Raw genomic sequence first — 23,981 nt, 5'->3', positions numbered from 1 at the left:
GCGGTCGGTGGCGCGGCGCGCTCAGACCTTCGTCAGCCAGTGCGCGTACTTCGCGTTCTTGCCCGACACGATATCGAAAAACGCCGACTGGAGCTTTTCCGTGACGGGGCCGCGCGCGCCGCTGCCGATCGTGCGGTTGTCGAGCTCGCGGATCGGCGTGACTTCGGCGGCCGTGCCGGTGAAGAACGCTTCGTCGGCCGTGTAGACCTCGTCGCGCGTGATGCGCTTCTCGATGACTTCGATGCCGGCGTCCTTCGCGAGCGTGATGACCGTGTCGCGCGTGATGCCGTCGAGGCACGACGACAGGTCGGGCGTGTACAGCTTGCCGTTGTTCACGAGGAAGAAGTTCTCGCCGGAGCCTTCCGACACGTAGCCGTCGACGTCGAGCAGCAGCGCTTCGTCGTAGCCGTCGGCCGTCGCTTCCTGGTTCGCGAGGATCGAGTTCACGTACCAGCCCGACGCCTTCGCGCGCACCATCGACACGTTCACGTGGTGGCGCGTGAACGACGACGTCTTCACGCGGATGCCCTTCGCGAGGCCGTCCTCGCCGAGATACGCGCCCCACGGCCACGCGGCGATCGCGACGTGGACGGTATTGCCCTTCGCGGCCACGCCGAGCTTTTCCGAGCCGACCCAGATGATCGGGCGCAGGTAGCACGATTCGAGGTGGTTCTCGCGCACGACCGCGAGTTGCGCGGCTTCGAGCGTTTCGCGATCGAACGGCACGTCCATCTGGAAGATCTTCGCCGAATTCAGCAGACGTTTGGTGTGCTCGCGCAGGCGGAAGATCGCGGTGCCGCCGTCGGCCGTCCGGTACGCGCGCACGCCCTCGAAGACGCCCATGCCGTAGTGCAGCGTGTGGGTCAGGACGTGGATCTTGGCGTCGCGCCAGTCGATCAGCTTGCCGTCCATCCAGATCTTGCCGTCGCGGTCGGCCATTGACATAGGATTCTCCTGGAAGCGGTGAGGTGCTGCGGGTGGTGTGCAGCGTTGAACCGGAAAGACGCTTATTTTAGCGTCATTTGGGGGCGATCCGGTCGGGCGGCACGGGGCCGGCGCTATAATCGTCCGGTACCGATTCCAATAACGATGGGTCGCACCGGCAGGAGGCGCCGGCGTCCCGACGAACCGCCCGCTGCGGCCCGCTTTCCGATGCTCGCTCGATTGTCCGCCACCGACCGCTTCGCGCTGATCCAGGGCGCGCGCGACTATTCCCCGACATTGATGGCGATCCTGTCCTGGGGGCTCGTCACCGGCGTCGCGATGAGCAAGTCCGTGATGACGCTCGGGCAGGCGAGCGCGATGTCGCTGTTCGTCTACGCGGGCTCGTCGCAGCTCGCGGTGCTGCCGCTCCTCGCGGCGAAACTGCCGATCTGGACGGTCCTGCTCACGGCCGCGATGGTCAACCTGCGCTTCGTGATCTTCAGCGCGGGGCTTGCGCCCCATTTTTCCTACCTGCCGCTGTGGCGGCGCCTCGCGATCGGCTATTTCAACGGCGACGTGATCTATCTGCTATTCCAGAAACAGGGCTTCGCTTACGGCCGCGTGCCGGGCAAGGAAGCGTATTTCTGGGGGATGGCGCTCGCGAGCTGGGCGTCGTGGCAGGTGTCGTCGCTCGCCGGCATCCTGCTCGCGAGCATCTTTCCCGCGAGCTGGGGGCTCGAGCTGGCCGGCACGCTCGCGCTGATCCCGATCATGGTGTCGGCGGTCGCGAACCGCTCGACGCTCGCGGCCGTCGCGGTCGCGGGCATCGTGTCGCTGATCGCGTTCGACCTGCCGTACCGGCTCGCGCTGCCGATCGCGGTGTTCGCCGCGCTCGCGGCCGGCTGCGCGGCCGATTTCTTCGTCGAGCGCGCCGACTGGCGGCGCATCCGGACCGAGACCGTGCACGAAAAGGACATCGAATGAGCGCGACCGAGATCTGGATCGTCATCGTCGGGATGACGATCGTCACGGCCGTCACGCGCGCGCTGTTCCTGATCGGCGGCGAGCGCACCGTGCTCCCCGAACGCGCGCAGCGCGCGCTGCGCTACGCGCCGGCCGCCGCGCTGGTCGCCGTCGTGCTGCCCGACGTGCTCGAAACGCCGGCCGGGCTGTCGTTCGCGCTGTCGAACCACCCGTTCTACGCGGCGCTCGCCGGCCTCGGCTGGTTTTTGTGGCGGCGCAGCATGCTCGGCACGATCGTCGTCGGCATGCTCGTGTTCACCGCGCTGCGCCTGATTTTCTGAGGCGCCGCCGTTCCGGCCCCGGGCAGGGCCGCCCGGCTGCGCGCGCGCATTGCTGCGCTGCGGCAATCCGGCCGTTCCGGCGCGCGATCCCAAATAGGCGGAATTCGCCGCCGCACGGGTCAGTCTGCCGGGTGGATCGGCTAGAATGCCCGTTCGAGATTTTTTACCCGTGCGCGTCTTGCGAACCGCCAGCCACGGCCGCATCCGGCGCCCTTTCGCGGCAGCCCGCGCACGTCCAGCGTGAACCCCCTTTCCCCATCCACTACTTCAATCTGTTCAACATGAGCCAAATCAAGCGTCTTACCGACCTGATCGCCGCCGGCCAGCTCGCCGGCAAGCGGGTGTTCATCCGCGCCGACCTGAACGTCCCGCAGGACGACCAGGGCAACATCACCGAGGACACGCGCGTGCGTGCGTCCGTGCCGGCCATCCAGGCCGCGCTCGACGCCGGCGCGGCCGTGATGGTCACGTCGCACCTCGGCCGTCCGACCGAAGGCGAATTCAAGCCGGAAGACTCGCTCGCGCCGGTCGCGAGGCGTCTCGCCGAACTGCTCGGCCGCGACGTGCCGCTCGTGTCGAACTGGGTCGAGAACGGCGTGAACGTCGCGCCGGGCCAGGTCGTGCTGCTCGAGAACTGCCGCGTGAACAAGGGCGAAAAGAAGAATTCGGACGAGCTCGCGCAGAAGATGGCGACGCTCTGCGACGTGTACGTGAACGACGCGTTCGGCACCGCGCACCGCGCGGAAGCGACCACCCACGGGATCGCGAAGTACGCGCCCGTCGCGTGCGCGGGCCCGCTGCTGGCCGCCGAACTCGACGCGCTCGGCAAGGCGCTCGGCAATCCGGCGCGCCCGCTGGTGGCGATCGTCGCCGGCTCGAAGGTGTCGACCAAGCTGACCATCCTGAAGTCGCTGGCCGGCAAGGTCGACCAGCTGATCGTCGGCGGCGGCATCGCGAACACGTTCATGCTCGCGGCCGGCCTGTCGATCGGCAAGTCGCTCGCGGAAGCCGATCTCGTCGCGGAAGCGAAGGCGATCATCGACGAAGCGCGCGAGCGCGGCGCATCGGTGCCGATCCCGACCGACGTCGTCACCGCCAAGGAATTCTCGCCGACGGCCGCGGCCACGGTGAAGCAGGTCGCCGACATCGAAGCGGACGACATGATCCTCGACATCGGCCCCGATACGGCCCGCGCGCTCGCGAGCCAGCTCGAGAAGGCCGGCACGATCGTGTGGAACGGCCCGGTCGGCGTGTTCGAATTCGACCAGTTCGGCAACGGCACCAAGACGCTCGCCGAAGCGATCGCCAAATCGTCCGCGTTCTCGATCGCGGGCGGCGGCGACACGCTCGCGGCCATCGCGAAGTACGGCATCCACGACCGGGTCAGCTACATCTCGACGGGCGGCGGCGCCTTCCTCGAGTTCCTCGAAGGGAAGAAGCTGCCGGCGGTGGAAGTGCTCGAAACGCGGGCGGCCTGAGCGTGGCGGCGCGCGCAGGGGTGACGAAGGCCGCGCGCTCCGCGAAAGCTGAGCAGCCGGCCGGCGCGGGCAAGCGCACACGCGCGCCCGCGCGGGCGAACACCGCCCCGCGCGCACCGGCGGCCGCCGGCGACGCGGCCGTGCAGCACCACGAGATTCAGAACAAAGCGATGCCGGGCGCCAGCACCGGCACGCTCCCCGGAACGGCGGCCGCTGGGCCTGCCGCTTCCGGCTCTCGCAGCGTTTCACCCAGCGCATCCACCTTGATCCAGATGAGGAGTTTCATGCAGCGCGCCACCAAGATAGTCGCCACGATCGGCCCGGCATCCAGTTCGCCGGAGATTCTGCTGCAGATGATGCAGGCGGGCCTCGACGTCGTGCGGCTCAATTTTTCGCACGGCACGGCCGACGATCACCGCCAGCGCGCCGAGATGGTGCGCGAGGCCGCCCGCAAGGTCGGCCGCGAGATCGCGATCATGGCCGACCTCCAGGGCCCGAAGATCCGCGTCGGCAAGTTCGAGAACGGCAAGACGACGCTCGTGCCGGGGCAGCCGTTCATCCTCGATGCGGGCTGCGAACTCGGCAACGACGAGCGCGTCGGCCTCGACTACAAGGAACTGCCGCGCGACCTGAAGCCGGGCGACCTGCTGCTGCTGAACGACGGCCTGATCGTGCTGACCGTCGAGCGCGTGCTCGGCGACGAGATCCACACGATCGTCAAGGTGGGCGGCGAGCTGTCGAACAACAAGGGGATCAACCGCCAGGGCGGCGGCCTGTCGGCGCCGGCGCTGACCGCGAAGGACATGGAGGACATCCGCACCGCGATGTCGCTCGGCGCGGATCTCGTCGCGGTGTCGTTCCCGAAGAACGCGACCGACATGGAAATGGCGCGCCAGCTCGCGAACATCGCGGGCGCGCCGTACGGCATCAAGCCGAAGATGATCGCGAAGATCGAGCGCGCGGAGGCGATTCCGGCGCTGCAGAGCATCCTCGACGCGTCCGACGGCATCATGGTCGCGCGCGGCGACCTCGCGGTGGAAGTGGGCAACGCGGCCGTGCCGGCGCTGCAGAAGCGGATGATCCGGATGGCGCGCGAGTCGAACAAGCTCGTGATCACCGCGACGCAGATGATGGAATCGATGATCTACGCGCCCGTGCCGACCCGCGCGGAAGTGTCGGACGTCGCGAACGCGGTGCTCGACGGCACCGACGCGGTGATGCTGTCGGCCGAGACGGCCGCCGGCAAGTATCCGGTCGTCACGATCGAGACGATGGCGGCCGTGTGCGTCGAGGCGGAGAAGTCGGAAGAAGTCGAGTTGGACAAGGATTTCCTCGATCGCACGTTCACGCGGATCGACCAGTCAATCGCGATGGGCGCGCTGTTCACCGCCTATCACCTGGGCGCGAAGGCGATCATCGCGCTGACCGAATCGGGCGCGACCGCGCTGTGGATGTCGCGTCACTACACGCACGTGCCGATCTTCGCGCTGACGCCGCGCGTCGGCAGCGAGCGCACGATGGCGCTGTACCGCAACGTGACGCCGCTGCACGTCGACTTCAACAGCGACCGCGATTCGGCGCTGCAGGCGGCGCTCGAGATCGTCGTCAAGCAGGGCTACGTGCAGCACGGCGACATGGTCGTGCTGACCGTCGGCGAGCCGATGGGGCAGGCGGGCGGCACCAACACGCTGAAGATCGTTCGCGTGGGCGAGCACTATTGAGCGCCCGCTGAGCCGCATCGAGCCGGCCCGCGGGCCGGCAGCCCGGGTCGGTCGACATCGATCCGGCACCGTTTTTTGCGCAAAGCCGCGCGGGGTCCGAAGCCCCGCGCGGCTTTTTTTCTCCTTTTTGGCCCGATTGTGCCGTGCGAACGTAACAAATTGCGAGCGGGCGCCACCGGGCGGTCGGAATCGGAGGCGCTTCGCGATAAAATGCGGCTATTCGACGCTCAGCCGCGCCGCGCCGTCCCGGTTCAGAGGGGAGCGAGCGCCGCGCCGGCGTCAGGGCGCACCGGTTTTCATTCCAAGGAGTTCCACAATGCCTCTCGTATCAATGCGTCAATTGCTGGACCACGCGGCAGAGCACGGTTACGGCCTGCCGGCCTTCAACGTGAACAACCTGGAGCAGGTCCAGGCGATCATGGCGGCGGCGGATCAGGTCGGCGCGCCCGTGATCATGCAGGCATCGGCCGGCGCGCGTAAGTACGCGGGCGAGCCGTTCCTGCGCCACCTGATCGAAGCGGCGGTCGAATCGTATCCGCACATCCCGGTCGTGATGCACCAGGATCACGGCCAGTCGCCGGCGGTCTGCACGGCGGCGATCCGAAGCGGCTTCACGAGCGTGATGATGGACGGTTCGCTCGAAGCCGACGGCAAGACGGTCGCGTCGTACGAGTACAACGTCGACGTGTCGCGCAAGGTCGTCGAGATGGCGCACTCGATCGGCGTGACGGTCGAAGCCGAACTCGGCGTGCTCGGCTCGCTCGAGACGATGAAGGGCGACAAGGAAGACGGCCACGGCGCGGAAGGTACGATGACCCGCGAGCAGCTGCTGACCGATCCGGAGCAGGCCGCCGACTTCGTGAAGCTCACGCAGTGCGACGCGCTCGCGATCGCGATCGGCACGTCGCACGGCGCGTACAAGTTCTCGAAGAAGCCGACGGGCGACATCCTGTCGATCCAGCGCATCAAGGAAATCCACGCGCGCATTCCGAACACGCACCTCGTGATGCACGGTTCGTCGTCGGTGCCGCAGGAACTGCTGGCCGAGATCCGCGAATTCGGCGGCGACATGAAGGAAACCTACGGCGTGCCGGTCGAGGAAATCCAGGAAGGCATCAAGCACGGCGTGCGCAAGATCAACATCGACACCGACCTGCGTCTCGCGATCACCGGTGCGATCCGCCGCTACCTGTTCGAGAACCCGGGCAAGTTCGATCCGCGCGACTACCTGAAGCCCGCGCGCGAAGCCGCGAAGAAGGTGTGCGTCGACCGTTACCTCGCGTTCGGCTGCGAAGGGCAGGCCGGCAAGATCAAGCCGGTGTCGCTCGACAAGATCGCCGAGCAGTACAAGTCGGGCGCGCTCGCGCAGGTCGTGCGCTGAGACTGTAGTACGATTGCCCCGCCCGGTTCTGCCGCCGGGCACGGGCTGGCCGCCCGGGTGGCCGGATCCGATCCGGCCCCGGCAGCCGTTCCGTCCGGCCGAACAAGGGCCGGCCGGCAGCCAGCCGGGCGTGGCGCCCGCCGGTTCGCCGACGTATTGCAAGACCGCCGTTCCCGCCTGCCGCGGGGAACGGCGTTTCCCTTTTTGTTTGGCTCCTTATCTGCGAAAAGACGATGTCTACCCTTTACGAATCCACGCTCCGCTCGCTGCCGCTCCTCGGTCGCGGCAAGGTTCGCGATAACTACGCGGTCGGCAACGACAAGCTCCTGATCGTCACGACCGATCGCCTGTCGGCCTTCGACGTGGTGATGGGCGAGCCGATTCCGAACAAGGGCCGCGTGCTGAACCAGATGGCGAACTTCTGGTTCGACAAGCTCGCGCACATCGTGCCGAACCACCTGACGGGCGACGCGCCGGAAGCGGTCGTCGCGGCCGACGAGGTCGAACAGGTGAAGGGCCGCGGCGTGGTCGTCAAGCGCCTCGAGCCGATCATGATCGAAGCGGTCGTGCGCGGCTACCTGGCCGGCAGCGGCTGGAAGGAATACCAGGCGTCGGGCGCCGTGTGCGGCGTGCAATTGCCGGCGGGCCTGCAGAACGCGCAGAAGCTGCCCGAGCCGATCTTCACGCCGGCCGCGAAGGCCGAGATGGGCGAGCACGACGAGAACATCACGTTCGAGGAAACCGAACGCCGCATCGGCACCGAGCTGGCCGCGACGATCCGCGACATCTCGATCCGCCTGTACAAGGAAGCGGCCGACTACGCGGCGACGCGCGGCATCATCATCGCCGACACGAAGTTCGAATTCGGCCTCGACAACCACGGCAAGCTGTACCTGATGGACGAAGTGCTGACCGCCGATTCGTCGCGCTTCTGGCCGGCCGACCAGTACGAAGTGGGCACGAACCCGCCGTCGTTCGACAAGCAGTTCGTGCGCGACTGGCTCGAGGCGCAGCCGTGGGGCAAGACCGCGCCGGCGCCGGCGCTGCCGGCCGACGTCGTCGAGAAGACGGCCGCGAAGTACCAGGAAGCGCTCGAGCGCATCACGGGCCAGTCGCTCGCCTGACAGAGGGAACGTACGAAATGAGTGAAGTCCAGACCGCCCACACGCACAGCGCGCCGCTCATCGGCGTGCTGATGGGCTCGAGTTCCGACTGGGACGTGATGAAGCATGCGGTCGCCATCCTGCAGGAATTCGGCGTGCCGTACGAGGCGAAGGTCGTGTCCGCGCACCGGATGCCCGACGAGATGTTCGACTATGCGGAGAAGGCGCGCGAGCGCGGGCTGCGCGCGATCATCGCGGGCGCCGGCGGCGCCGCCCACCTGCCCGGCATGCTGGCCGCGAAGACGACCGTGCCCGTGCTCGGCGTGCCGGTCGCGAGCAAGTACCTGAAGGGCGTCGATTCGCTGCACTCGATCGTGCAGATGCCGAAGGGCGTGCCGGTCGCGACGTTCGCGATCGGCGAGGCCGGCGCCGCGAATGCCGCGCTGTTCGCGGTGTCGATCCTGTCCGGCAACTCGGTCGACTACGCGAACCGGCTCGCCGCGTTCCGCGTGCGCCAGAACGAAGCCGCGCACGCGATGGTGCTGCCGCCGCTGGAATGACGGCATGGCGCGCGGCCGCACGCTGCGGCCGGCGCCGGATTTTCCTACTGCGGCGGGCATTTTTCGCGTGCCGCCGCGACCGACCACTGACATGACCGCAACTCCTGATTCCGTTTCCCCGATCCTGCCCGGCGCGTGGCTGGGCATGGTCGGCGGTGGCCAGCTCGGCCGCATGTTCTGCTTTGCCGCCCAGTCGATGGGCTATCGCGTCGCCGTGCTCGATCCCGATCCGACGAGCCCCGCCGGCGCGGTCGCCGATCGCCACCTGCGCGCGGCGTACGACGACGAAACCGCGCTCGCCGAACTGGCGGACCTCTGCGACGCCGTATCGACGGAGTTCGAGAACGTGCCGGCCGCGAGCCTCGATTTCCTCGCGCGCACGACGTTCGTCGCACCGGCCGGCCGCTGCGTCGCGGTCGCGCAGGATCGCATCGCGGAGAAGCGTTTCATCGAGGCGTCGGGCGTGCCGGTCGCGCCGCACGTCGTGATCGAATCGGCGGCGGCGCTCGCCGCGCTCGACGATGCGGCGCTCACGGCGGTGCTGCCGGGCATCCTGAAGACGGCCCGCCTCGGCTACGACGGCAAGGGCCAGGTGCGCGTCGCCACCGCGCAGGAAGCGCGCGACGCGCATGCCGCGCTCGGCGGCGTGCCGTGTGTGCTGGAGAAGCGCCTGCCGCTGAAATACGAAGTGTCGGCGCTGATCGCGCGCGGCGCGGACGGTCGCTCGGCCGCGTTCCCGCTCGCGCAGAACGTGCATCACAACGGTATCCTCGCGCTGACGGTCGTGCCGGCGCCGGCCGCCGACGCGGCGCGCGTCGAGGAAGCGCAGCAGGCGGCGATCCGGATCGCCGATACGCTCGGCTACGTCGGCGTGCTGTGCGTCGAATTCTTCGTGCTGGAAGACGGCTCGTTCGTCGCGAACGAAATGGCGCCGCGCCCGCACAACTCCGGCCACTACACGGTCGATGCGTGCGCAACGAGCCAGTTCGAGCAGCAGGTGCGCGCGATGACGCGCATGCCGCTCGGCAATCCGCGCCAGCATTCGCCGTCGGCGATGCTGAACATTCTCGGCGACGTGTGGTTTCCCAACGGTGCGGCGGCCGACGCCGTCACGCCGCCGTGGGACACGGTCGCCGCGATGCCGGCCGCGCACCTGCACCTGTACGGCAAGGAAGAGGCGCGCGTCGGCCGCAAGATGGGCCACGTGAACTTCACCGCCGAGACGCGCGACGAAGCCGTCGCCGCGGCCACCGCATGCGCGCAACTGCTGCGCGTGCCGCTCGACTGAGGCGCGCGCCGATGTCCATCGATCTCCCGAAGCACGTGACGCCCGCGCAGATCGACGCGGCCGCCGCGCTGCTCGACGCGGGCCAGCTCGTCGCGTTTCCGACCGAGACCGTCTACGGGCTCGGCGGCGACGCGGCGAACCCCGAGGCCGTCGCGCGCATCTATGCGGCGAAGGGGCGGCCCGCGAACCATCCGGTGATCGTGCATCTGCCGCCCGGCGGCGATCCGGGCTATTGGGCCGACGACCTGCCGGCCGACGCGCACTTGCTGATCGATGCATTCTGGCCGGGGCCGCTCACGCTGATCCTGAAGCGCCACGCGCGCATTCCGGATGCCGTGAGCGGCGGGCAGGATTCGGTCGGGCTGCGTTGTCCGTCGCATCCGGTCGCGCAGGCGCTGCTGGCCGCGTTCAGCGCCCGGCGCGGCGGCCACGGCGGCGTGGCGGCGCCGTCCGCGAACCGGTTCGGCCACGTGAGCCCGACGACCGCGCAGCACGTGCGCGACGAATTCGGCGATACCGTGCACGTGCTCGACGGCGGCGCATCCGAAGTCGGCATCGAGTCGACGATCCTCGACCTGTCGCGCGGTTTCCCGGCGCTGCTGCGCCCGGGCCACGTGACGCCGCAACAGATCGCCGACGTGCTCGGCCGCGCGCCGAAGCTGCCGGACGGCAGCGATGCGACCGCGCCGCGCGCGTCGGGCACGCTGAAAGCGCATTACGCGCCGCGCACGCCGCTCGCGCTGCTGCCGTTCGACGCGCTCGAGCCGCTGCTCTCGGCCGCGCAAACCGACGGCGAGCGCGTCGCGCTCGTCGCCCGCGCGTCGCGGGCAGCGCACTGGGCGCAGGCCGACGGCGTGCATTTCATCGCGGCGCCGGAAGATCCGCAGGCCTATGCACGCGACCTGTACGGGATGCTGCGGGCGCTCGATCGCGCGCAGGTCGCGCGCATCCTCGTCGAGAAGCTGCCCGAGACCGTCGAATGGATCGCGGTCAACGATCGCCTCGGCCGCGCGGCGGCCGCGTTCGAAGCGCGCGACTGACGCAGTCTTCGCCTTCCGCTCGACAATGAAAAAACGCCTGACCGGCGCGAACCGGTCAGGCGTTTTCGTTTGAGCGCGGGGCCGGCGGCTTACTTGCCGACGCCGGATTTCGCGATCTGCTGTTCGACGTACTGCGCGAACAGCGCATGCAGGCGCGTGGTCGGGTGGACCGTGTCGGCGAACATGTAGGTCTGGTCCGCGTTCGCGACCGTGTAGGTCTGCGGCGAGCAGAACAGCGACGAGCCGAACGCGGTCGCGTTCGCGACGCCGTACTGCGTCGCGGCCTGGACCATCGCCTTCAGGTTGCAGGCCGTATCGGTGTTCTTCACACTGAAGCCGTTCGCCTGGTAGTTGGCCGCGATGCCATCCTGCCACGTGAACGAATCGACCACCGCGACCTTCGTCGTGTCGACCTTCAGCGCGGCCAGCGTGCCGGCCAGCGTCTGGTTGAAGAGGCCCGACAGTTGCGTGAACGCGGCCTGCGTGCCGCCCTGCAGCGCGAGCGGCGTGCCGCCGATGTCCGGCACGTTCGCGACGAACACGTGCGTGGCGCCCGCCGCGACGATCTGCTGGACGATCCCGCCGAGCTGCTGCGCGGCCAGGCCGATCGCCTGCGCCGCCGCGAGCTGCGCGGCCGGCGTATTGCCTTGCGCCTGCGCGACCTGGGCCTGGTAGAAGATGTCGTTCGCGCCGCCGTTGATCAGCACGATCTGGCCGGCGTTGAAGCTGCCGTGCTGCGTCAGGTACTGCTTGACCTGATCGGCGATCGGGGTGGTGGTGGCCTGCGCGTAGTCGGGGTTCGGCACGCTGGCGTCCGCATGGCCGATGCCCGGCTGCAGCGTCACACGCGAGCCGCCCTGCGCGTAGCCGAGGCCGCCGGTGGCCTGCAGCGGGATGCCGAAGCCGCCCTGGTTCGCGGGCTGCAGCGTGTCGCCGTAGTACTGCGCGACGTTCTGCGTCCATACCTGGCCCGGGTTGGTCGTGAAGCGGCCGCCGCCGAAGCCGAGCTTGATCTGCGAGTAGGTGCCGACGTCGGACAGGCTGTCGCCGAACGACACGATCTGCATTTTCACGCCCGACGGCGGCGTGTTCGACGCGCTGCTGCCGTTGTTGTCGTCGCCGCCGCCGCATGCGGCGAGCAGCGCGAGCGCGGCGCCGGCGATCGCGACCTGCGCGGTGCGCAGCATGCGCTGACGCGTGCGGGAAAGTGCGTGTTGTTGTGTCTGCATCGTTCTATCTCCTCGTAGATATGGCCCTGATGTGTTTCTCATCTGCCGCGTGCCTGCTCGGTTCCGGGCTGCGCGGCGGCCGTTGGCTGAAACGGTTTATCGGTCGCGCGCAGCCGCCTGCGGCACGGTGCGCGGATCCTGGTTGGCGGCCTCGGCAATCTGCGCATGATAAGCGCTCGCCCATTCGGGCGGGCCGAAAATCGCGCGCAGCTTGTTGCGCCATCCGCCGACGCGCCACGCGTCGGACGCCATCGCGACCCACTCGTGGAACGTCGCGACGAGCGGGTTGTTCGAGCCGAGCCGCTCGACGATCCCGTACTGCGGCGGATCGTCGGGCGTTTCGTCGACATAGCTGCCGAACAGGCGATCCCAGATCACCAGGACCCCTGCGTAATTGCGGTCGATGTAGCGCGGGTTGCGCGCATGGTGCGCGCGGTGGATCGACGGCGTGTTCAGCACGTATTCGAGCCAGCCGAGCTTGCCGATCGCCTGCGTATGCACGAAGAACTGGAACGCCAGGTTGATCAGCACGATGCCGACGACCTGTTGCGGCGGGAAGCCCGCGAACGCGAGCGGCAGCCAGAACAGCCACATGCCCGCGACCGGGTACATCAGGCTCTGGCGGAACGCGGTCGAGAAATTCATCCGTTCGGACGAGTGGTGCACGACGTGCGCGGCCCACAGCCAGCGCACGCGATGGCTCGCGCGATGGAACACGTAGTAGAGGAGGTCCTGCGCGACGAACAGCACCGCGAACGACAGCCAGCCGTCGTGCCACGTGTAAAGACGATAGTGCCGGTAGCAGTACGCATAGACGGGAATCACCAACAGCCATGCGAGCTTGTCGGCGCCCTGGTGCATCAGCGCGAGCGCCGCGTTGCACAGCGTGTCGCGCCACGCATAGATGCGGTCCTGCGCACGGGTGCGGGCGAGGTGCCAGGCCTCCCACGCGATGCAGAGCAGGAAGACGGGCGCCAGCGCGAGCAGAAGCAATTCGACGTCGAATCGCATGGGCGAGTGTCTCCTTCGTTCCCCTGCAAGCCATGAGGCCGGGCGTGTGGCCCGTTGTAGATATCGGTCAGGCCAACAGCCTACGCAATCGTCACGCGCTAGGCGAGGGGGCAGCGTAGAGGGTTCCCTCTGAGGACAGGGTTTCTACGGAATCCCTACTGCACGGGGCCGGGCGGTGCGGCCCCGTTTTGCGGACGCGGCGCGCGCGCGGGGCGTCGCGCGACGGTGGCGGGGGGCGTTTCAAACCGCGCAGCGCGAAATTTCGCGGGCGACGCGGTGGGGGGCGCGGGCCGCCGTGTCGCGACGGCCCGCTGCACGGTGCGCCGATCGTCAGTGCGCGCCCGCGTAGATCCACTCGAGCAGCGTGTCGTGCGCGGCGCGTGCGCCTTCCGCGCGATCGTCGTTGATGAAGCTGACGACGACGTAGCTCTGGCCGTCCGCGCCGGCGACGTAGCCGGCGATCGCGCGCACGTCGCGCAGCGTGCCGGTCTTGATGTGCGCGTTGCCAAGCACGCCGGCGTTGGTGAGGCGGTTCTTCATCGTGCCGTCGATGCCGGCGATCGGCAGCGAATCGACGAACGCCTGCGCGACGGGGCTCGCGTTCGCGGCTTGCAGCAGCGCGGCGAGCGACAGCGCGCTCACGTGCTCTTCGCGCGACAGCCCCGAGCCGTTCTCGAGCACGAGGTCGGGCATCGCGATGCCGTTCTTCTGCAGGAACGCCTGGATCACGCGGCTCGACTGCTCGGGCGTCGCGGGCGGCTTGCCGCTGACCGCGCCGATCGTCAGGAACAGGTTGCGCGCCATCACGTTGTTGCTGAACTTGTTGATGTCGTAGACGATGCTGCCGAGCACCGGGCTGTGATGCACGGCGAGCGGCCGCGCGGTGGTCGGCACCTTGCCTTCGCTCACCGGCCCCGCGATCGTGCCGCCGTCCTGCTGCCACAGCGCGAGAAAGCCGCGCGCGAAGAACGTCGTGTGATCGAGGATCGCGAGGTTGGTCGTGTGCGCGCCGCAGCGCAGCGGATAGTCGCCGGCGAACGACGCGGTCATGATCCCGCCGCCGGCCGTCAGCGTCGGGCGCGCGGCCGCGGCCGCCGCGCTGCACGAGCCCGGGCCTTCGACGAGCTGGTTGTCGATCGACAGGTCCGCGAGCGGCGGCAGCACGTCGACGGCGACCTTGCCGTCTTCGCCCGGCGTGACCGTGAACGACACGGCCTTGAATGCATACAGCAGCGGGTCGGGGCCGACGTTGTACGGCGCGCTCGCATCGTCGTCGAACGAAGGCAGGTCGCGCGTCGATGCCGCGAAATAGCTCTTGTCGAGCACGAGGCCGCCCGCCACGCGCTTGACGCCCGCCTTGCGCAGCTTGTCGACGAGGTCGATCAACTCTTCGGGCACGAGCTTCGGATCGCCGGTGCCCTTGATGTACAGGTTGCCCTGCAGCGTGCCGTCGGGGTCGATCGTGCCGTCCGTGTACGCGGTCGTGCGCCAGCGGTAGTCGGGGCCGAGGATCGACAGGCCCGAGAAGGTCGTCACGAGTTTCATCGTCGAGGCCGGCAGCATCGGCCGGCTCGCATTCCATGCGATCAGCGGTTGCGGATCGCCGACGCGCTCGACCACGACGCTCATCGCCGATGCCGGCACCTTCGCGCGCTGCAGCGCGACGAGCACCGATGCAGGCAGGCCGGCCGCGCGCGCGGCGGGCGACACGACGGCGGTCTTGCGCGCTTCCTTGTGGGATTTCTTGCGGGCCTGCGCGGGCGGCGCGAACGCGAGGGCGGTGCAGGTGGCGACGACGGCGGCCGCTCGCAGGCAGACGTGGGCGCGAGGGGCGAACCGGGCGGAAAGATCGGAAATCGGCATGGGCGAATACGGGAAAAGCGGGGGCTCGGGCAGGGCGCGCGGGGAGCGCCGAAGCGCACATTGTAGAGACAAGTCGCGGCCCGCCCCTTGCAATCCGCCTTACTGTTGCATTGCAGGGTGCCGCGCACGCGATTCGCGGCGCTACAATGGTCGCCGTGTTTGACTCGCCCCATGGATGCGTGGCCCGATGCGGATTCTGCTTGTCGAAGATGATCGAATGATTGCCGAGGGCGTGCGCAAGGCGCTGCGCTCGGACGGCTTTGCGGTCGACTGGGTGCAGGACGGCGACGCCGCGCTGACGGCGCTCGGCGGCGAGACGTACGATCTGCTGCTGCTCGATCTCGGACTGCCGAAGCGCGACGGCATCGACGTGCTGCGCACGCTGCGCGGGCGCGGGCTGGCGCTGCCGGTGCTGATCGTCACCGCGCGCGACGCGGTCGCCGATCGCGTGAAGGGGCTCGACGCGGGCGCCGACGATTACCTCGTCAAGCCGTTCGATCTCGACGAGCTGGGCGCGCGGATGCGTGCGCTGATTCGCCGCCAGGCCGGGCGCAGCGAGTCGCTGATCCGCCACGGCGCGTTGACGCTCGACCCGGCTTCGCACCAGGTGACGCTCGACGGCGCGCCCGTCGCGCTGTCCGCGCGCGAGTTCGCGCTGCTCGAGGCGCTGCTCGCGCGGCCGGGCGCGGTGCTGTCGAAGAGCCAGCTCGAGGAGAAGATGTACGGCTGGGGCGAGGAGATCGGCAGCAACACGGTCGAGGTCTACATCCACGCGCTGCGCAAGAAGCTCGGCTCGGACCTGATCCGCAACGTGCGCGGGCTCGGCTACATGGTCGTCAAGGAAAGCTGACGCGTGCGGTCGATTCGTCATCAATTGCTGATCTGGCTGCTCGCGATCGTCGTCGCGGGCGTGTGCATGGCGGGCTGGCTCATCTATCGGCAGGCGCTCGCCGAGGCGAACGAGCTGTTCGACTACCAGTTGCAGGAAATCGCCGCGGCGCTGCCGTCGGAGCCGTTCTCGCAGGTGTTCGGCTCGCGCACCAACGGCGACGAAGGCATCGTGATCCAGATCTGGAACCGCAACGGCGTGCTGATGTATTTCTCGCATCCGCGCGCGCCGATCGCGCCGCGCGCGGAGCTCGGCTTCTCGACCGAGCGCACCGATCGCGGCGAATGGCGCGTGTACGGCGCGATCGTCGGCGACAACGTCGTGCAGCTCGCGCAGCCGCTGTCGGTGCGCAACCGGCTGGCGGCGAACGTCGCGCTGCGCACGCTGTGGCCGCTGATCGTGCTGCTGCCGTTCCTCGGCGCGGCCGTGTGGGGGATCGTCGGGCGCGGGCTCGCGCCGCTCGGCCGCGTGACGCGCGCGGTCGAGGCGCGCCGGCCGGAAGCGCTCGATCCGCTGCCCGACGGCCGGCTGCCGCTCGAGGTGCAGCCGCTCGTGCGGGCGCTGAACGGGTTGCTCGCGCGATTGTCGTCGGCGCTCGACACGCAGAAGGCGTTCGTCGCCGACGCCGCGCACGAATTGCGCACGCCGCTCGCGGCCGTGCAGATCCAGGCCCAGCTCGTCGCGCGCGCGAAGGACGATGCGTCGCGCCGCGAGGCGATCGCGGATCTCCAGGACGGCGTGTCGCGCGCGACGCGTCTCACCGAGCAGTTGCTCGCGCTCGCACGCGCGGAGCCGGACGGCGCGACGATGCGCGAACCGGTCGACCTGCAGGCGCTGCTCGCCGAATGCGTGGCCGCGCATGCGCCGCTCGCGCAGCGGCACGACATCGATCTCGGCTTCGAGGAAACGCGCGCGGCGAGCGTCGTCGCGGACGTCGGCGCGCTGCGCGTGATGTTCGGCAACCTGCTCGACAACGCGGTGAAGTACACGCCGGACGGCGGCCGCATCGACGTATCGCTGACGCGCGACGCGGCCGGCCGCGCATGCGTGCAGATCGCCGACAGCGGGCCGGGCATTCCGGCCGACGAGCGCGAGCGCGTGTTCGACCGCTTCTATCGCGACAGCACGGCGCGCGCGCGCACCGACGTGTCGGGCAGCGGGCTCGGGCTCGCGATCGTCAAGCGCGTGGCGGCGCAGCAGGGCGCGACGGTGTCGCTCGGCGATGCGGCCGCGGGCGGCCTGCTCGTCAGCGTGGTGTTCCGCGATGCCGAGATGCCGGCCCAGGCGCCGCAGCCTTCCGAATCCGTCTGAATGGCGCGGCCCGGCCCGGCGCCGGAAGCCGCTTAAGCCCCGCTTAAGGCTGATTAAGCCTCCTTTAAGTCAGGGTCGTTACGCTGCGTCCTAACAACGAGGAGGTCCTACGATGAATACCCGATTCCTTGCACGCGGCACCGTCGCGGTCGCCGTGGCGGCCGCCCTGTCGGCAGGCTATTTCGCCGGTACCCGCCGCGCCGATCCGCAGATCATCACGCCCGCGCAGGCCGCCATGATGCCGGCCGAAGCCGCCGCCAAGACCGGCATTCCCGATTTTTCGGGGCTCGTCGAGACGTACGGCCCGGCGGTCGTGAACATCAGCGCGAAGCATGTCGTGAAGCAGGTGTCGCGGCGCATGCCGCAGCAGCAACTGCCGATCGATCCGAGCGACCCGTTCTACCAGTTCTTCAAGCACTTCTACGGCCAGGTGCCGGGCATGGGCGGCGACGCGCAGCCGGACGACCAGCCGAGCGCGAGCCTCGGATCGGGCTTCATCGTCAGCTCGGACGGGTACATCCTCACCAATGCGCACGTGATCGACGGCGCGAACGTCGTCACGGTCAAGCTGACCGACAAGCGCGAATACAAGGCGAAGGTCGTCGGCTCCGACAAGCAGTCCGACGTCGCCGTGCTGAAGATCGATGCGAGCGGCCTGCCGACCGTGAAGATCGGCGATCCGGCGCAGAGCAAGGTCGGCCAGTGGGTCGTCGCGATCGGCTCGCCGTACGGCTTCGACAACACGGTCACGTCGGGCATCATCAGCGCGAAGTCGCGCGCGCTGCCGGACGAGAACTACACGCCGTTCATCCAGACCGACGTGCCGGTGAACCCCGGCAACTCGGGCGGCCCGCTGTTCAACCTGCAGGGCGAGGTGATCGGCATCAACTCGATGATCTACTCGCAGACGGGCGGTTTCCAGGGCCTGTCGTTCGCGATTCCGATCAACGAGGCGATCAAGGTGAAGGACGAACTCGTGAAGACGGGCCACGTGAGCCGCGGCCGTCTCGGCGTCGCCGTGCAGGGGCTGAACCAGACGCTCGCGAGCTCGTTCGGGCTGCAGAAGCCGGACGGCGCGCTCGTCAGCTCGGTCGACGCCAACGGTCCGGCCGCGAAGGCCGGCCTGCAGCCGGGCGACGTGATCCTGTCCGTCAACGGTTCGCCGGTCGCCGATTCGACGTCGCTGCCCGCGCAGATCGCGAACCTGAAGCCGGGTTCGACGGCCGAGCTGCAGATCTGGCGCGACAAGTCGAAGAAGTCGATCAGCGTGACGCTCGGCGCGATGGCCGATGCGAAGCTCGCGTCGAACGACGGCGGGCCGGTCGAGCAGGGCCGCCTGGGTGTGGCGGTGCGGCCGCTGTCGCCGCAGGAGCGCAACGCGGACAACCTGTCGCACGGGCTGATCGTGCAGCAGGCCGGCGGCCCGGCCGCCAACGCGGGCATCCAGCCCGGCGACGTGATCCTCGCGGTGAACGGCCGCCCGGTCACGAGCCCCGAGCAATTGCGCGACGCGGTGAAGGGCGCGGGCAACAGTCTTGCTCTGCTGATCCAGCGCGATAATGCACAGATCTTCGTGCCGGTCGACCTGAGCTGACCGGCCACGGCCGACGGCCGGCCTGGCCGGCCGCGGCGGGCGCGGCCGCTGCTCGAACGCGTGACGCTGTGCCCCGTATGTGTTCCGACCCCAAGGAGAGAGCCATGCAATATCTACGCAACGTGTCCCGATTTGCCGTCGCCGCGGCGCTGGCCGCCGGCCTCGCAGCCGGTGCGACCGGCGCGTACGCGCAGTCCGACGGCTTGCCCGCCGCGCGCCAGCAGGGCGACGTCACCTTCGTGTCCGGCGGCGTCGGGCAGGACGAGTCGACGGCGTTCCAGCGCAGCGAGGCGCAGTGGCCGCTCGCGCTGCGCTTTACCGGCAAGGGCGGCGAGTTCCTGGCCGACGTCCACGTCCGGATCGTCGACGGCAAGGGCGCCGAAGTGCTGAAGACCGACGCGCGCGGGCCGTACATGCTCGTGAAGGTGCCGCCGGGGCGCTATACGGTGCATGCGTCGTACCAGGGCAGCGACGAATCGCGCGCCGTCACGGTCGGCGCGAAGGGCGGCACGAAGGCCGCGTTCCAGTGGAGTGCGCAGTAGCCGCTCGCGCGGCCCGGGCTCCCGGCGCGCAATCGGACGAAGTTTCGCCCATAATGAAAGCCACGGCATGCGTGCCGTGGCTTTTTCGTTTCCTGCCCGGCCTGGCGGCCGCCCGAAGGAGAAACGATGTCCGATGCAGCCGACCCCCGACTCGAAATCGTGCCGAACCGTCATCGCGTGCGCGTGATCCATCGCGGCATCACCTATGCCGATTCGCACGGCGCGTTGACCGTGCGTGAAGCGGGGCTTCCGGACATCCACTACCTGCCGCGCAGCGACGTCAACATGCGCCGGCTCGTGAAGTCGGGCGTGACGTCGGCCTGCCCGTTCAGGGGGCAGGCCGTGCATTTCGACTTGCAGACGGAAGACGGCGTGATCGAGAACGCCGCATGGAGTTATGAAGAACCGAAGGAGGCGGCCGCCGTGCTTGCGCACTACGTCGCCTTCGATGTCGCACGGGTCGACAGTCTTGTCGAGACGTCCTGATGCGGCGCGCGTTCATCGGGGAGGCGTCATGGAATTGAACGACACGTTACGCGTACCGCTCGCGCCGCCTGTCGTGCGGGAAGCGCTGGAGGATCTCGCGCTGCTGCGGGCGAGCTTCGACCATTGCGAATCGTTCGTGAAACTCGCGCACGGCGAGTTCGCGCTGACGATCACGGTGCCGCTCGGCCCGCTGCGCGCCCGCTACGACGTGCGCGCGCATGTGGCCGCCGAGCAGGGCGACGCGCAAGGGCAGTCGCGCCGCGTGCTCAACTTCAAGGCGCGCGCCGACGGCCTGGGCGCGCTGCGCGGCCAGGTCGAACTCGTGCTGACGCCGGATGACGACGCGACCGCCACGCGAATCAAGTACGTGGTCTGGGCGACGGCGAGCGGGCCGCTCGCCGAGTTGCCGGGGCGGCAGATCGACAATGCGCTGCGCGAATGGACCGACACGTTCTTCCGCGAGTTCTGCGCGGTCGTGCAGGCGAAGCACGGCCTCGTGCCGAATCGCGCGAGCGCCGCCGCGCAGCGACGCCAGCATGTGTTTCTGCGGCCGGCATCGCTGATGGCCGCGACGAAGCGTTCGCTGCCGCCGCATCTCGGCGGCGCGCTGAGCGGACGGGCGGCGAGCGCGCTCCGGCATCGCGATTCCGGCACGGTGCCGGTGTGGGCCTGGGCGGCGATGATCGTGTTCGTCGCGCTGCTGCTTTACGCGGCGCGCTGGTTCAACGGCGGCTGAGCGGCCGAGCAGCCGCCCGGTTCCGTGTCACGGCCTGCCTTGCGCCCGCACGGCGGGCATCACCGTCCTGCGTCGGCACCGGCGCCGGCGCCGCGAAATTCCCTTCGATACGCAGACGGCGACGTGCCGAGCGCGCCCGCGAAATGCTGGCGCAGCGACACGCTCGAGCCGTAGCCGGCCGCCTGCGCGATCGCGTCGATCGATTGTCCGGTGGTTTCGAGCAGATGCTGCGCGCGCGCGAGCCGCTCGGCCTGCAGCCACGCGGTGACGGTCGTGCCCGTTGCCTGGTGGAAGTGGCGCGTGAACGTGCGCCGGCTCATCAGCACGCGTTCGGCGAGCGAATCGACGCTGTGCGCGGCGTCGAGATGGGCGCGCACCCAATCGAGCAGGCCAGCGAGCCGCGCATCGCGCGGATGCGCCGCGACGGGCTGCGGCACGTATTGGGCCTGCCCGCCCTGGCGGTGCGGCGGGATCACGAGGCGGCGCGCGATCCGGTTCGCGGCGTCCGAGCCGAAGCGCCGCCGCACGACGTGCAGGCAGCAGTCGAGGCCTGCCGCCGTGCCGGCCGACGTCACCAGGTTGCCGTCGCCCACGTACAGCACGTCGGGATCGAGTCGCACGCTCGGAAAGCGCTGCGCGAAATCATCGGCCCACGCCCAGTGCGTGGTGGCCGGGCGGCCGTCGAGCAGGCCGGCCGCGGCGAGCACGTAGGCGCCGAGGCACAGGCCGACGAGCTCGGCCCCGCGCGCGGCGACCGCGCGCACGGCATCGAGCAGCGCGTCGGGCGGCATTTCGTCCGGGTCGCGCCAGGAAGGCACGATGACGATGTCCGCGTCGTCGAGCGCGTCGAGCCCGTACGGCGCGGTGATCGTGAAGCCGCCCGTGGTCGCGAGCGGGCCGCGCTCGGCCGAGCAGACGCGGAACTCGAACACGGGCGACGCGGCCGCGTCGCGTTCCTTGCCGAACACGACCGACGGCACCGACAGATGGAACGGGCTGATGCCGTCGTACGCGATCACGGCGACGACGGTCGGCGCGGAGGGCGCGGGCGGGGTGGACGCGGCGGCGGGCATGGCGGACTCCGGCAAGGCGATGGCCCGATTTTATCGAAGAATGGCTATTGGGCCACTATCGACGTGCGGCATGCGGCCCGACAATGCATCGCATCGCGCTGCTGGCCGCTCCGCTCCGGAGCGGGGCAGCGCCTCCCGCCCCGGAGCCCGCCATGTCGAACGCCGTCCCTCATCCCGCTTCCCGTCCCGCCAACCGCCGCGCACTGATCGTGATCGACGTGCAGAACGAATACGTGACGGGCAACCTGCCGATCGAATATCCGCCGCTCGACGTGTCGCTCGCGAACATCGGCCGGGCGATCGACGCCGCGCAAGTGGCCGGCGTGCCGGTGATCGCGGTGCAGCACGTCGCGCCGGCGGGCGCGCCGATTTTCGCGCCCGGCAGCGACGGCGTCGCGCTGCACGCTGTGGTCGCCAGCCGGCCGTACGCGCATCGGATCGAGAAGGCGCAGGCAAGCTCGTTCGCCGGCACCGATCTCGCCGCGTGGCTCGACGCGCACGGGATCGACACGCTCGCGGTGGCCGGCTACATGACCCACAACTGCAATGCGTCGACGGTCTATCACGCGGCGCATGCGGGGCTGAAGGTCGAGTACCTGAACGACGCGACGGGCACGCTGCCTTACGAGAACGAAGCGGGTGCGGTGAGCGCCGAAGAGATCCACCGCGCGTATGGGGTGGTGTTCCAGTCGAATTTCGCGGCAGTGATGTCGACCGACGCGTGGATCGCGGGACTGGCCGGCGCGCCGATGCCGGCGCGCGATTCGGTGGCCGCGTCGAACCGGCGGGCCCGCGCGCGGCGCGCGAAGGCGGCCTGATCCGGCACGGCGATGCGGCGTGCGGTGCGCCGCGCCGTCAGTCGCCGTCCTTCAGCATCGCCGGGCTGTAGCGCAGCATGTCGAAGCAGCCGTCGACGAGCTTTTCCGCATGCTGCTCGGCGTCGATCTCGTCGGGCAGCATCAGCATGTCGCGCACGAAGCCGCTGACGAGCGTGTGCAGCATCAGCGTCGCGCGCCACGTATCGAGCCGCTCGGGCAGCAGCTTGAGCCCCACGGCCACCGCGAGATCGGCGTCGATCATGTGCAGCGCCTCGCTCATCCCCTCGCGGTTGCGCTGCAGCAGCGGCTCCATGTCCGCGACGTACTCGCACTTCATGAACAGGATGCTGAACACGCGCCGCAGCTGCGGGTCGCGCTGCACGCCGAGCAGGCACCAGATCAGAATCTGGCGCACCTTCTCGAGCGGATTGCCGCCCGGCGCGTCGGGCGGCATCCGCTTCAGTTCGTCGATCGGCAGGAGCACGCGGTTGAACATCGCATCGAACAGTTCGCTCTTGTTCGCGAAATGCCAGTAGATCGCGCCGCGCGTCACCCCGGCGTGCTTGGCGATGTCGGCGAGCGACGTATGCGACACGCCTTTCTCGAAAAACACGTGTTCGGCGGCGTCGAGAATGCGATTGCGCGTCTCGAGCGCCTCCTCCTTGGTACGTCTGACCATGTGCAGGCCTGATGGAATCGATCGTCGGTGAATATGGGGTCCGCCACCCCTCGTCGCCGTCGGACAGACGGGCTATGCTTGCCGCGGGTGACAATTCGTAAGACTGGACAGCTGGCGGCGTACAAACGGGCTTTTTACATACATTCGTGAATGTATATACAATACCACCCTACGATCGAATGACCCAAGTGGCAATCAGTTAATATCCCACTCTGCTGATTCCCGCCCTAGTACCAGTCCGCAGTTCGCGGCATCCCCGTCGGCACGGAGGTCTCGTGCCGACGTGCTGTATCTGGCAGTCCAGTAATTCAGGTGTTCGATCTGCGCCGCGAGGCGCATCCGTGTTGCGCTCCGGTCGGGCGCGGCACTCATTCCATTGGTTATACACAGAGGTCGCTCCATGCGCGTCGAACGGGTTCCATACCGCTTAATCACTGTCGCGACGGCTGCCGTTTTCCTGGCCGCGTGCGGGAAAAAAGAATCGGCACCGCCGCCGCAAACGCCGGAAGTCGGCGTCGTCACCGTCCAGCCGCAAGCCGTACCGGTCTTCACCGACCTGCCGGGCCGCACCAGTGCATTCCTCGTCGCGCAAGTGCGCGCACGGGTCGACGGCATCGTGCTGCGCCGTGAATTCACCGAAGGCACCGACGTGAAGGCCGGTCAGCGCCTCTACAAGATCGATCCGGCGCCGTACGTCGCGGCGCTGAACAGCGCGAAGGCGACGCTCGCGAAGGCGCAGGCGAACCTCGTCACGCAGAACGCGCTGGTTGCGCGCTACAAGGTGCTGGTCGCCGCGAACGCGGTCAGCAAGCAGGACTACGACAACGCGGTCGCCACGCAAGGGCAGGCCGCCGCGGACGTCGCGGCCGGCAAGGCGGCGGTCGATACCGCGCAGATCAACCTCGGCTATACGGACGTCGTGTCGCCGATCAGCGGGCGCGTCGGCATCTC

Annotated in this window: 24 protein-coding genes; 17 read left to right on the top strand and 7 right to left on the bottom strand. The window is 69.0% G+C overall.

Annotated features, from left to right (window positions below; translation table 11 throughout):
- Positions 1–21 precede the first annotated feature (21 nt).
- Positions 22–945: a branched-chain amino acid transaminase gene (locus AC3IFE_RS15655; protein WP_089468350.1), complete on the bottom strand. Its 924-nt coding sequence runs from the start codon at positions 943–945 to the stop codon at positions 22–24.
- 207 nt (positions 946–1,152) lie between these two features.
- Between AC3IFE_RS15655 and AC3IFE_RS15650 the strand changes: the two genes are divergently transcribed.
- The 3 genes from AC3IFE_RS15650 to AC3IFE_RS15640 all read left to right on the top strand — a co-directional run bounded on the left by AC3IFE_RS15650 (position 1,153) and on the right by AC3IFE_RS15640 (position 3,706).
- Positions 1,153–1,908, top strand: coding sequence for an AzlC family ABC transporter permease (locus AC3IFE_RS15650; protein ID WP_089468349.1), 756 nt, complete (start codon positions 1,153–1,155; stop codon positions 1,906–1,908).
- Positions 1,905–2,228 (top strand): AzlD domain-containing protein, encoded by a 324-nt coding sequence (locus tag AC3IFE_RS15645; RefSeq protein WP_006477942.1) that lies wholly within the window; start codon positions 1,905–1,907, stop codon positions 2,226–2,228. The genes AC3IFE_RS15650 and AC3IFE_RS15645 overlap by 4 nt, the downstream gene beginning before the upstream one ends.
- 281 nt (positions 2,229–2,509) lie before the next feature.
- Positions 2,510–3,706, top strand: a complete 1,197-nt coding sequence (locus tag AC3IFE_RS15640; RefSeq protein ID WP_489191046.1) for a phosphoglycerate kinase — start codon at positions 2,510–2,512, stop codon at positions 3,704–3,706.
- Positions 3,707–3,863: 157 nt separating this feature from the next.
- Here the strand turns inward: AC3IFE_RS15640 and AC3IFE_RS15635 are convergent, their stop codons facing one another.
- Positions 3,864–3,992, bottom strand: a complete 129-nt coding sequence (locus AC3IFE_RS15635) for a hypothetical protein (RefSeq protein ID WP_256979671.1) — start codon at positions 3,990–3,992, stop codon at positions 3,864–3,866.
- Between AC3IFE_RS15635 and pyk the strand changes: the two genes are divergently transcribed.
- From pyk to AC3IFE_RS15605, 6 genes are all read left to right on the top strand, one after another.
- A complete protein-coding gene (gene pyk, locus AC3IFE_RS15630) occupies positions 3,991–5,427 on the top strand; it encodes a pyruvate kinase (RefSeq protein ID WP_050014704.1) in 1,437 nt (478 codons plus the stop codon). The two genes, AC3IFE_RS15635 and pyk, sit on opposite strands and share 2 nt — an antisense overlap.
- A 316-nt stretch (positions 5,428–5,743) precedes the next feature.
- Positions 5,744–6,808: a class II fructose-bisphosphate aldolase gene (gene fba / locus AC3IFE_RS15625; RefSeq protein ID WP_006481730.1), complete on the top strand. Its 1,065-nt coding sequence runs from the start codon at positions 5,744–5,746 to the stop codon at positions 6,806–6,808.
- Positions 6,809–7,041: 233 nt separating this feature from the next.
- Positions 7,042–7,932 (top strand): phosphoribosylaminoimidazolesuccinocarboxamide synthase, encoded by an 891-nt coding sequence (locus AC3IFE_RS15620; RefSeq protein ID WP_089468347.1) that lies wholly within the window; start codon positions 7,042–7,044, stop codon positions 7,930–7,932.
- Positions 7,933–7,949: 17 nt separating this feature from the next.
- Entirely contained in the window at positions 7,950–8,471 is a 522-nt protein-coding gene (purE, locus tag AC3IFE_RS15615) for a 5-(carboxyamino)imidazole ribonucleotide mutase (RefSeq protein WP_050014544.1), read from the top strand.
- A 91-nt stretch (positions 8,472–8,562) separates the two neighbouring features.
- The gene (locus tag AC3IFE_RS15610) at positions 8,563–9,759 is read left to right on the top strand and encodes a 5-(carboxyamino)imidazole ribonucleotide synthase (protein ID WP_489191043.1); all 1,197 of its coding nucleotides are present in this window, start codon (positions 8,563–8,565) and stop codon (positions 9,757–9,759) included.
- A gap of 11 nt (positions 9,760–9,770) precedes the next feature.
- On the top strand, positions 9,771–10,799 hold the full coding sequence (locus tag AC3IFE_RS15605; protein ID WP_489191042.1) for an L-threonylcarbamoyladenylate synthase: 1,029 nt from the start codon (positions 9,771–9,773) through the stop codon (positions 10,797–10,799).
- A gap of 89 nt (positions 10,800–10,888) precedes the next feature.
- On the opposite strand, the gene AC3IFE_RS15600 is transcribed toward AC3IFE_RS15605, so the two are convergent.
- The 3 genes from AC3IFE_RS15600 to dacB form a co-directional block, all read right to left on the bottom strand.
- A complete protein-coding gene (locus AC3IFE_RS15600) occupies positions 10,889–12,028 on the bottom strand; it encodes an SGNH/GDSL hydrolase family protein (RefSeq protein ID WP_089468344.1) in 1,140 nt (379 codons plus the stop codon).
- A 96-nt stretch (positions 12,029–12,124) separates the two neighbouring features.
- Positions 12,125–13,039: a sterol desaturase family protein gene (locus AC3IFE_RS15595; protein ID WP_489191041.1), complete on the bottom strand. Its 915-nt coding sequence runs from the start codon at positions 13,037–13,039 to the stop codon at positions 12,125–12,127.
- 330 nt (positions 13,040–13,369) lie between these two features.
- Positions 13,370–14,902, bottom strand: a complete 1,533-nt coding sequence (gene dacB, locus AC3IFE_RS15590; RefSeq protein WP_089468342.1) for a D-alanyl-D-alanine carboxypeptidase/D-alanyl-D-alanine endopeptidase — start codon at positions 14,900–14,902, stop codon at positions 13,370–13,372.
- Positions 14,903–15,089: 187 nt separating this feature from the next.
- On the opposite strand from dacB, the gene AC3IFE_RS15585 reads away from it, so the two are divergent.
- From AC3IFE_RS15585 to AC3IFE_RS15560, 6 genes are all read left to right on the top strand, one after another.
- Entirely contained in the window at positions 15,090–15,752 is a 663-nt protein-coding gene (locus tag AC3IFE_RS15585) for a response regulator (RefSeq protein WP_006481728.1), read from the top strand.
- 3 nt (positions 15,753–15,755) lie between these two features.
- Entirely contained in the window at positions 15,756–17,102 is a 1,347-nt protein-coding gene (locus AC3IFE_RS15580) for an ATP-binding protein (RefSeq protein ID WP_089468341.1), read from the top strand.
- Positions 17,103–17,214: 112 nt separating this feature from the next.
- Positions 17,215–18,696, top strand: coding sequence for a DegQ family serine endoprotease (locus tag AC3IFE_RS15575; RefSeq protein WP_089468340.1), 1,482 nt, complete (start codon positions 17,215–17,217; stop codon positions 18,694–18,696).
- Between the two features lie 104 nt (positions 18,697–18,800).
- Positions 18,801–19,238, top strand: a complete 438-nt coding sequence (locus AC3IFE_RS15570) for a carboxypeptidase-like regulatory domain-containing protein (protein ID WP_089468339.1) — start codon at positions 18,801–18,803, stop codon at positions 19,236–19,238.
- A 126-nt stretch (positions 19,239–19,364) separates the two neighbouring features.
- Positions 19,365–19,724, top strand: coding sequence for a DUF427 domain-containing protein (locus tag AC3IFE_RS15565; protein WP_089468338.1), 360 nt, complete (start codon positions 19,365–19,367; stop codon positions 19,722–19,724).
- 28 nt (positions 19,725–19,752) lie between these two features.
- Positions 19,753–20,460 (top strand): SRPBCC family protein, encoded by a 708-nt coding sequence (locus tag AC3IFE_RS15560; protein WP_489191039.1) that lies wholly within the window; start codon positions 19,753–19,755, stop codon positions 20,458–20,460.
- Positions 20,461–20,519: 59 nt separating this feature from the next.
- Here AC3IFE_RS15560 and AC3IFE_RS15555 read toward each other — a convergent pair whose 3' ends face one another.
- Positions 20,520–21,533: a helix-turn-helix domain-containing protein gene (locus AC3IFE_RS15555; RefSeq protein WP_489191038.1), complete on the bottom strand. Its 1,014-nt coding sequence runs from the start codon at positions 21,531–21,533 to the stop codon at positions 20,520–20,522.
- A gap of 152 nt (positions 21,534–21,685) precedes the next feature.
- Here AC3IFE_RS15555 and AC3IFE_RS15550 point away from each other — a divergent pair, with 152 nt between their 5' ends.
- On the top strand, positions 21,686–22,351 hold the full coding sequence (locus AC3IFE_RS15550; RefSeq protein ID WP_489191037.1) for a cysteine hydrolase family protein: 666 nt from the start codon (positions 21,686–21,688) through the stop codon (positions 22,349–22,351).
- Between the two features lie 37 nt (positions 22,352–22,388).
- Here the strand turns inward: AC3IFE_RS15550 and AC3IFE_RS15545 are convergent, their stop codons facing one another.
- Entirely contained in the window at positions 22,389–23,030 is a 642-nt protein-coding gene (locus AC3IFE_RS15545) for a TetR family transcriptional regulator (RefSeq protein WP_489191036.1), read from the bottom strand.
- Between the two features lie 400 nt (positions 23,031–23,430).
- On the opposite strand from AC3IFE_RS15545, the gene AC3IFE_RS15540 reads away from it, so the two are divergent.
- Positions 23,431–23,981: efflux RND transporter periplasmic adaptor subunit (locus AC3IFE_RS15540; RefSeq protein ID WP_489191035.1), on the top strand; the 551-nt coding region annotated here is incomplete at its 3' end.

The organism is Burkholderia sp. APQ4-4ca (assembly GCF_057837105.1).
This window is presented reverse-complemented; position numbering and strand designations above follow the sequence as displayed.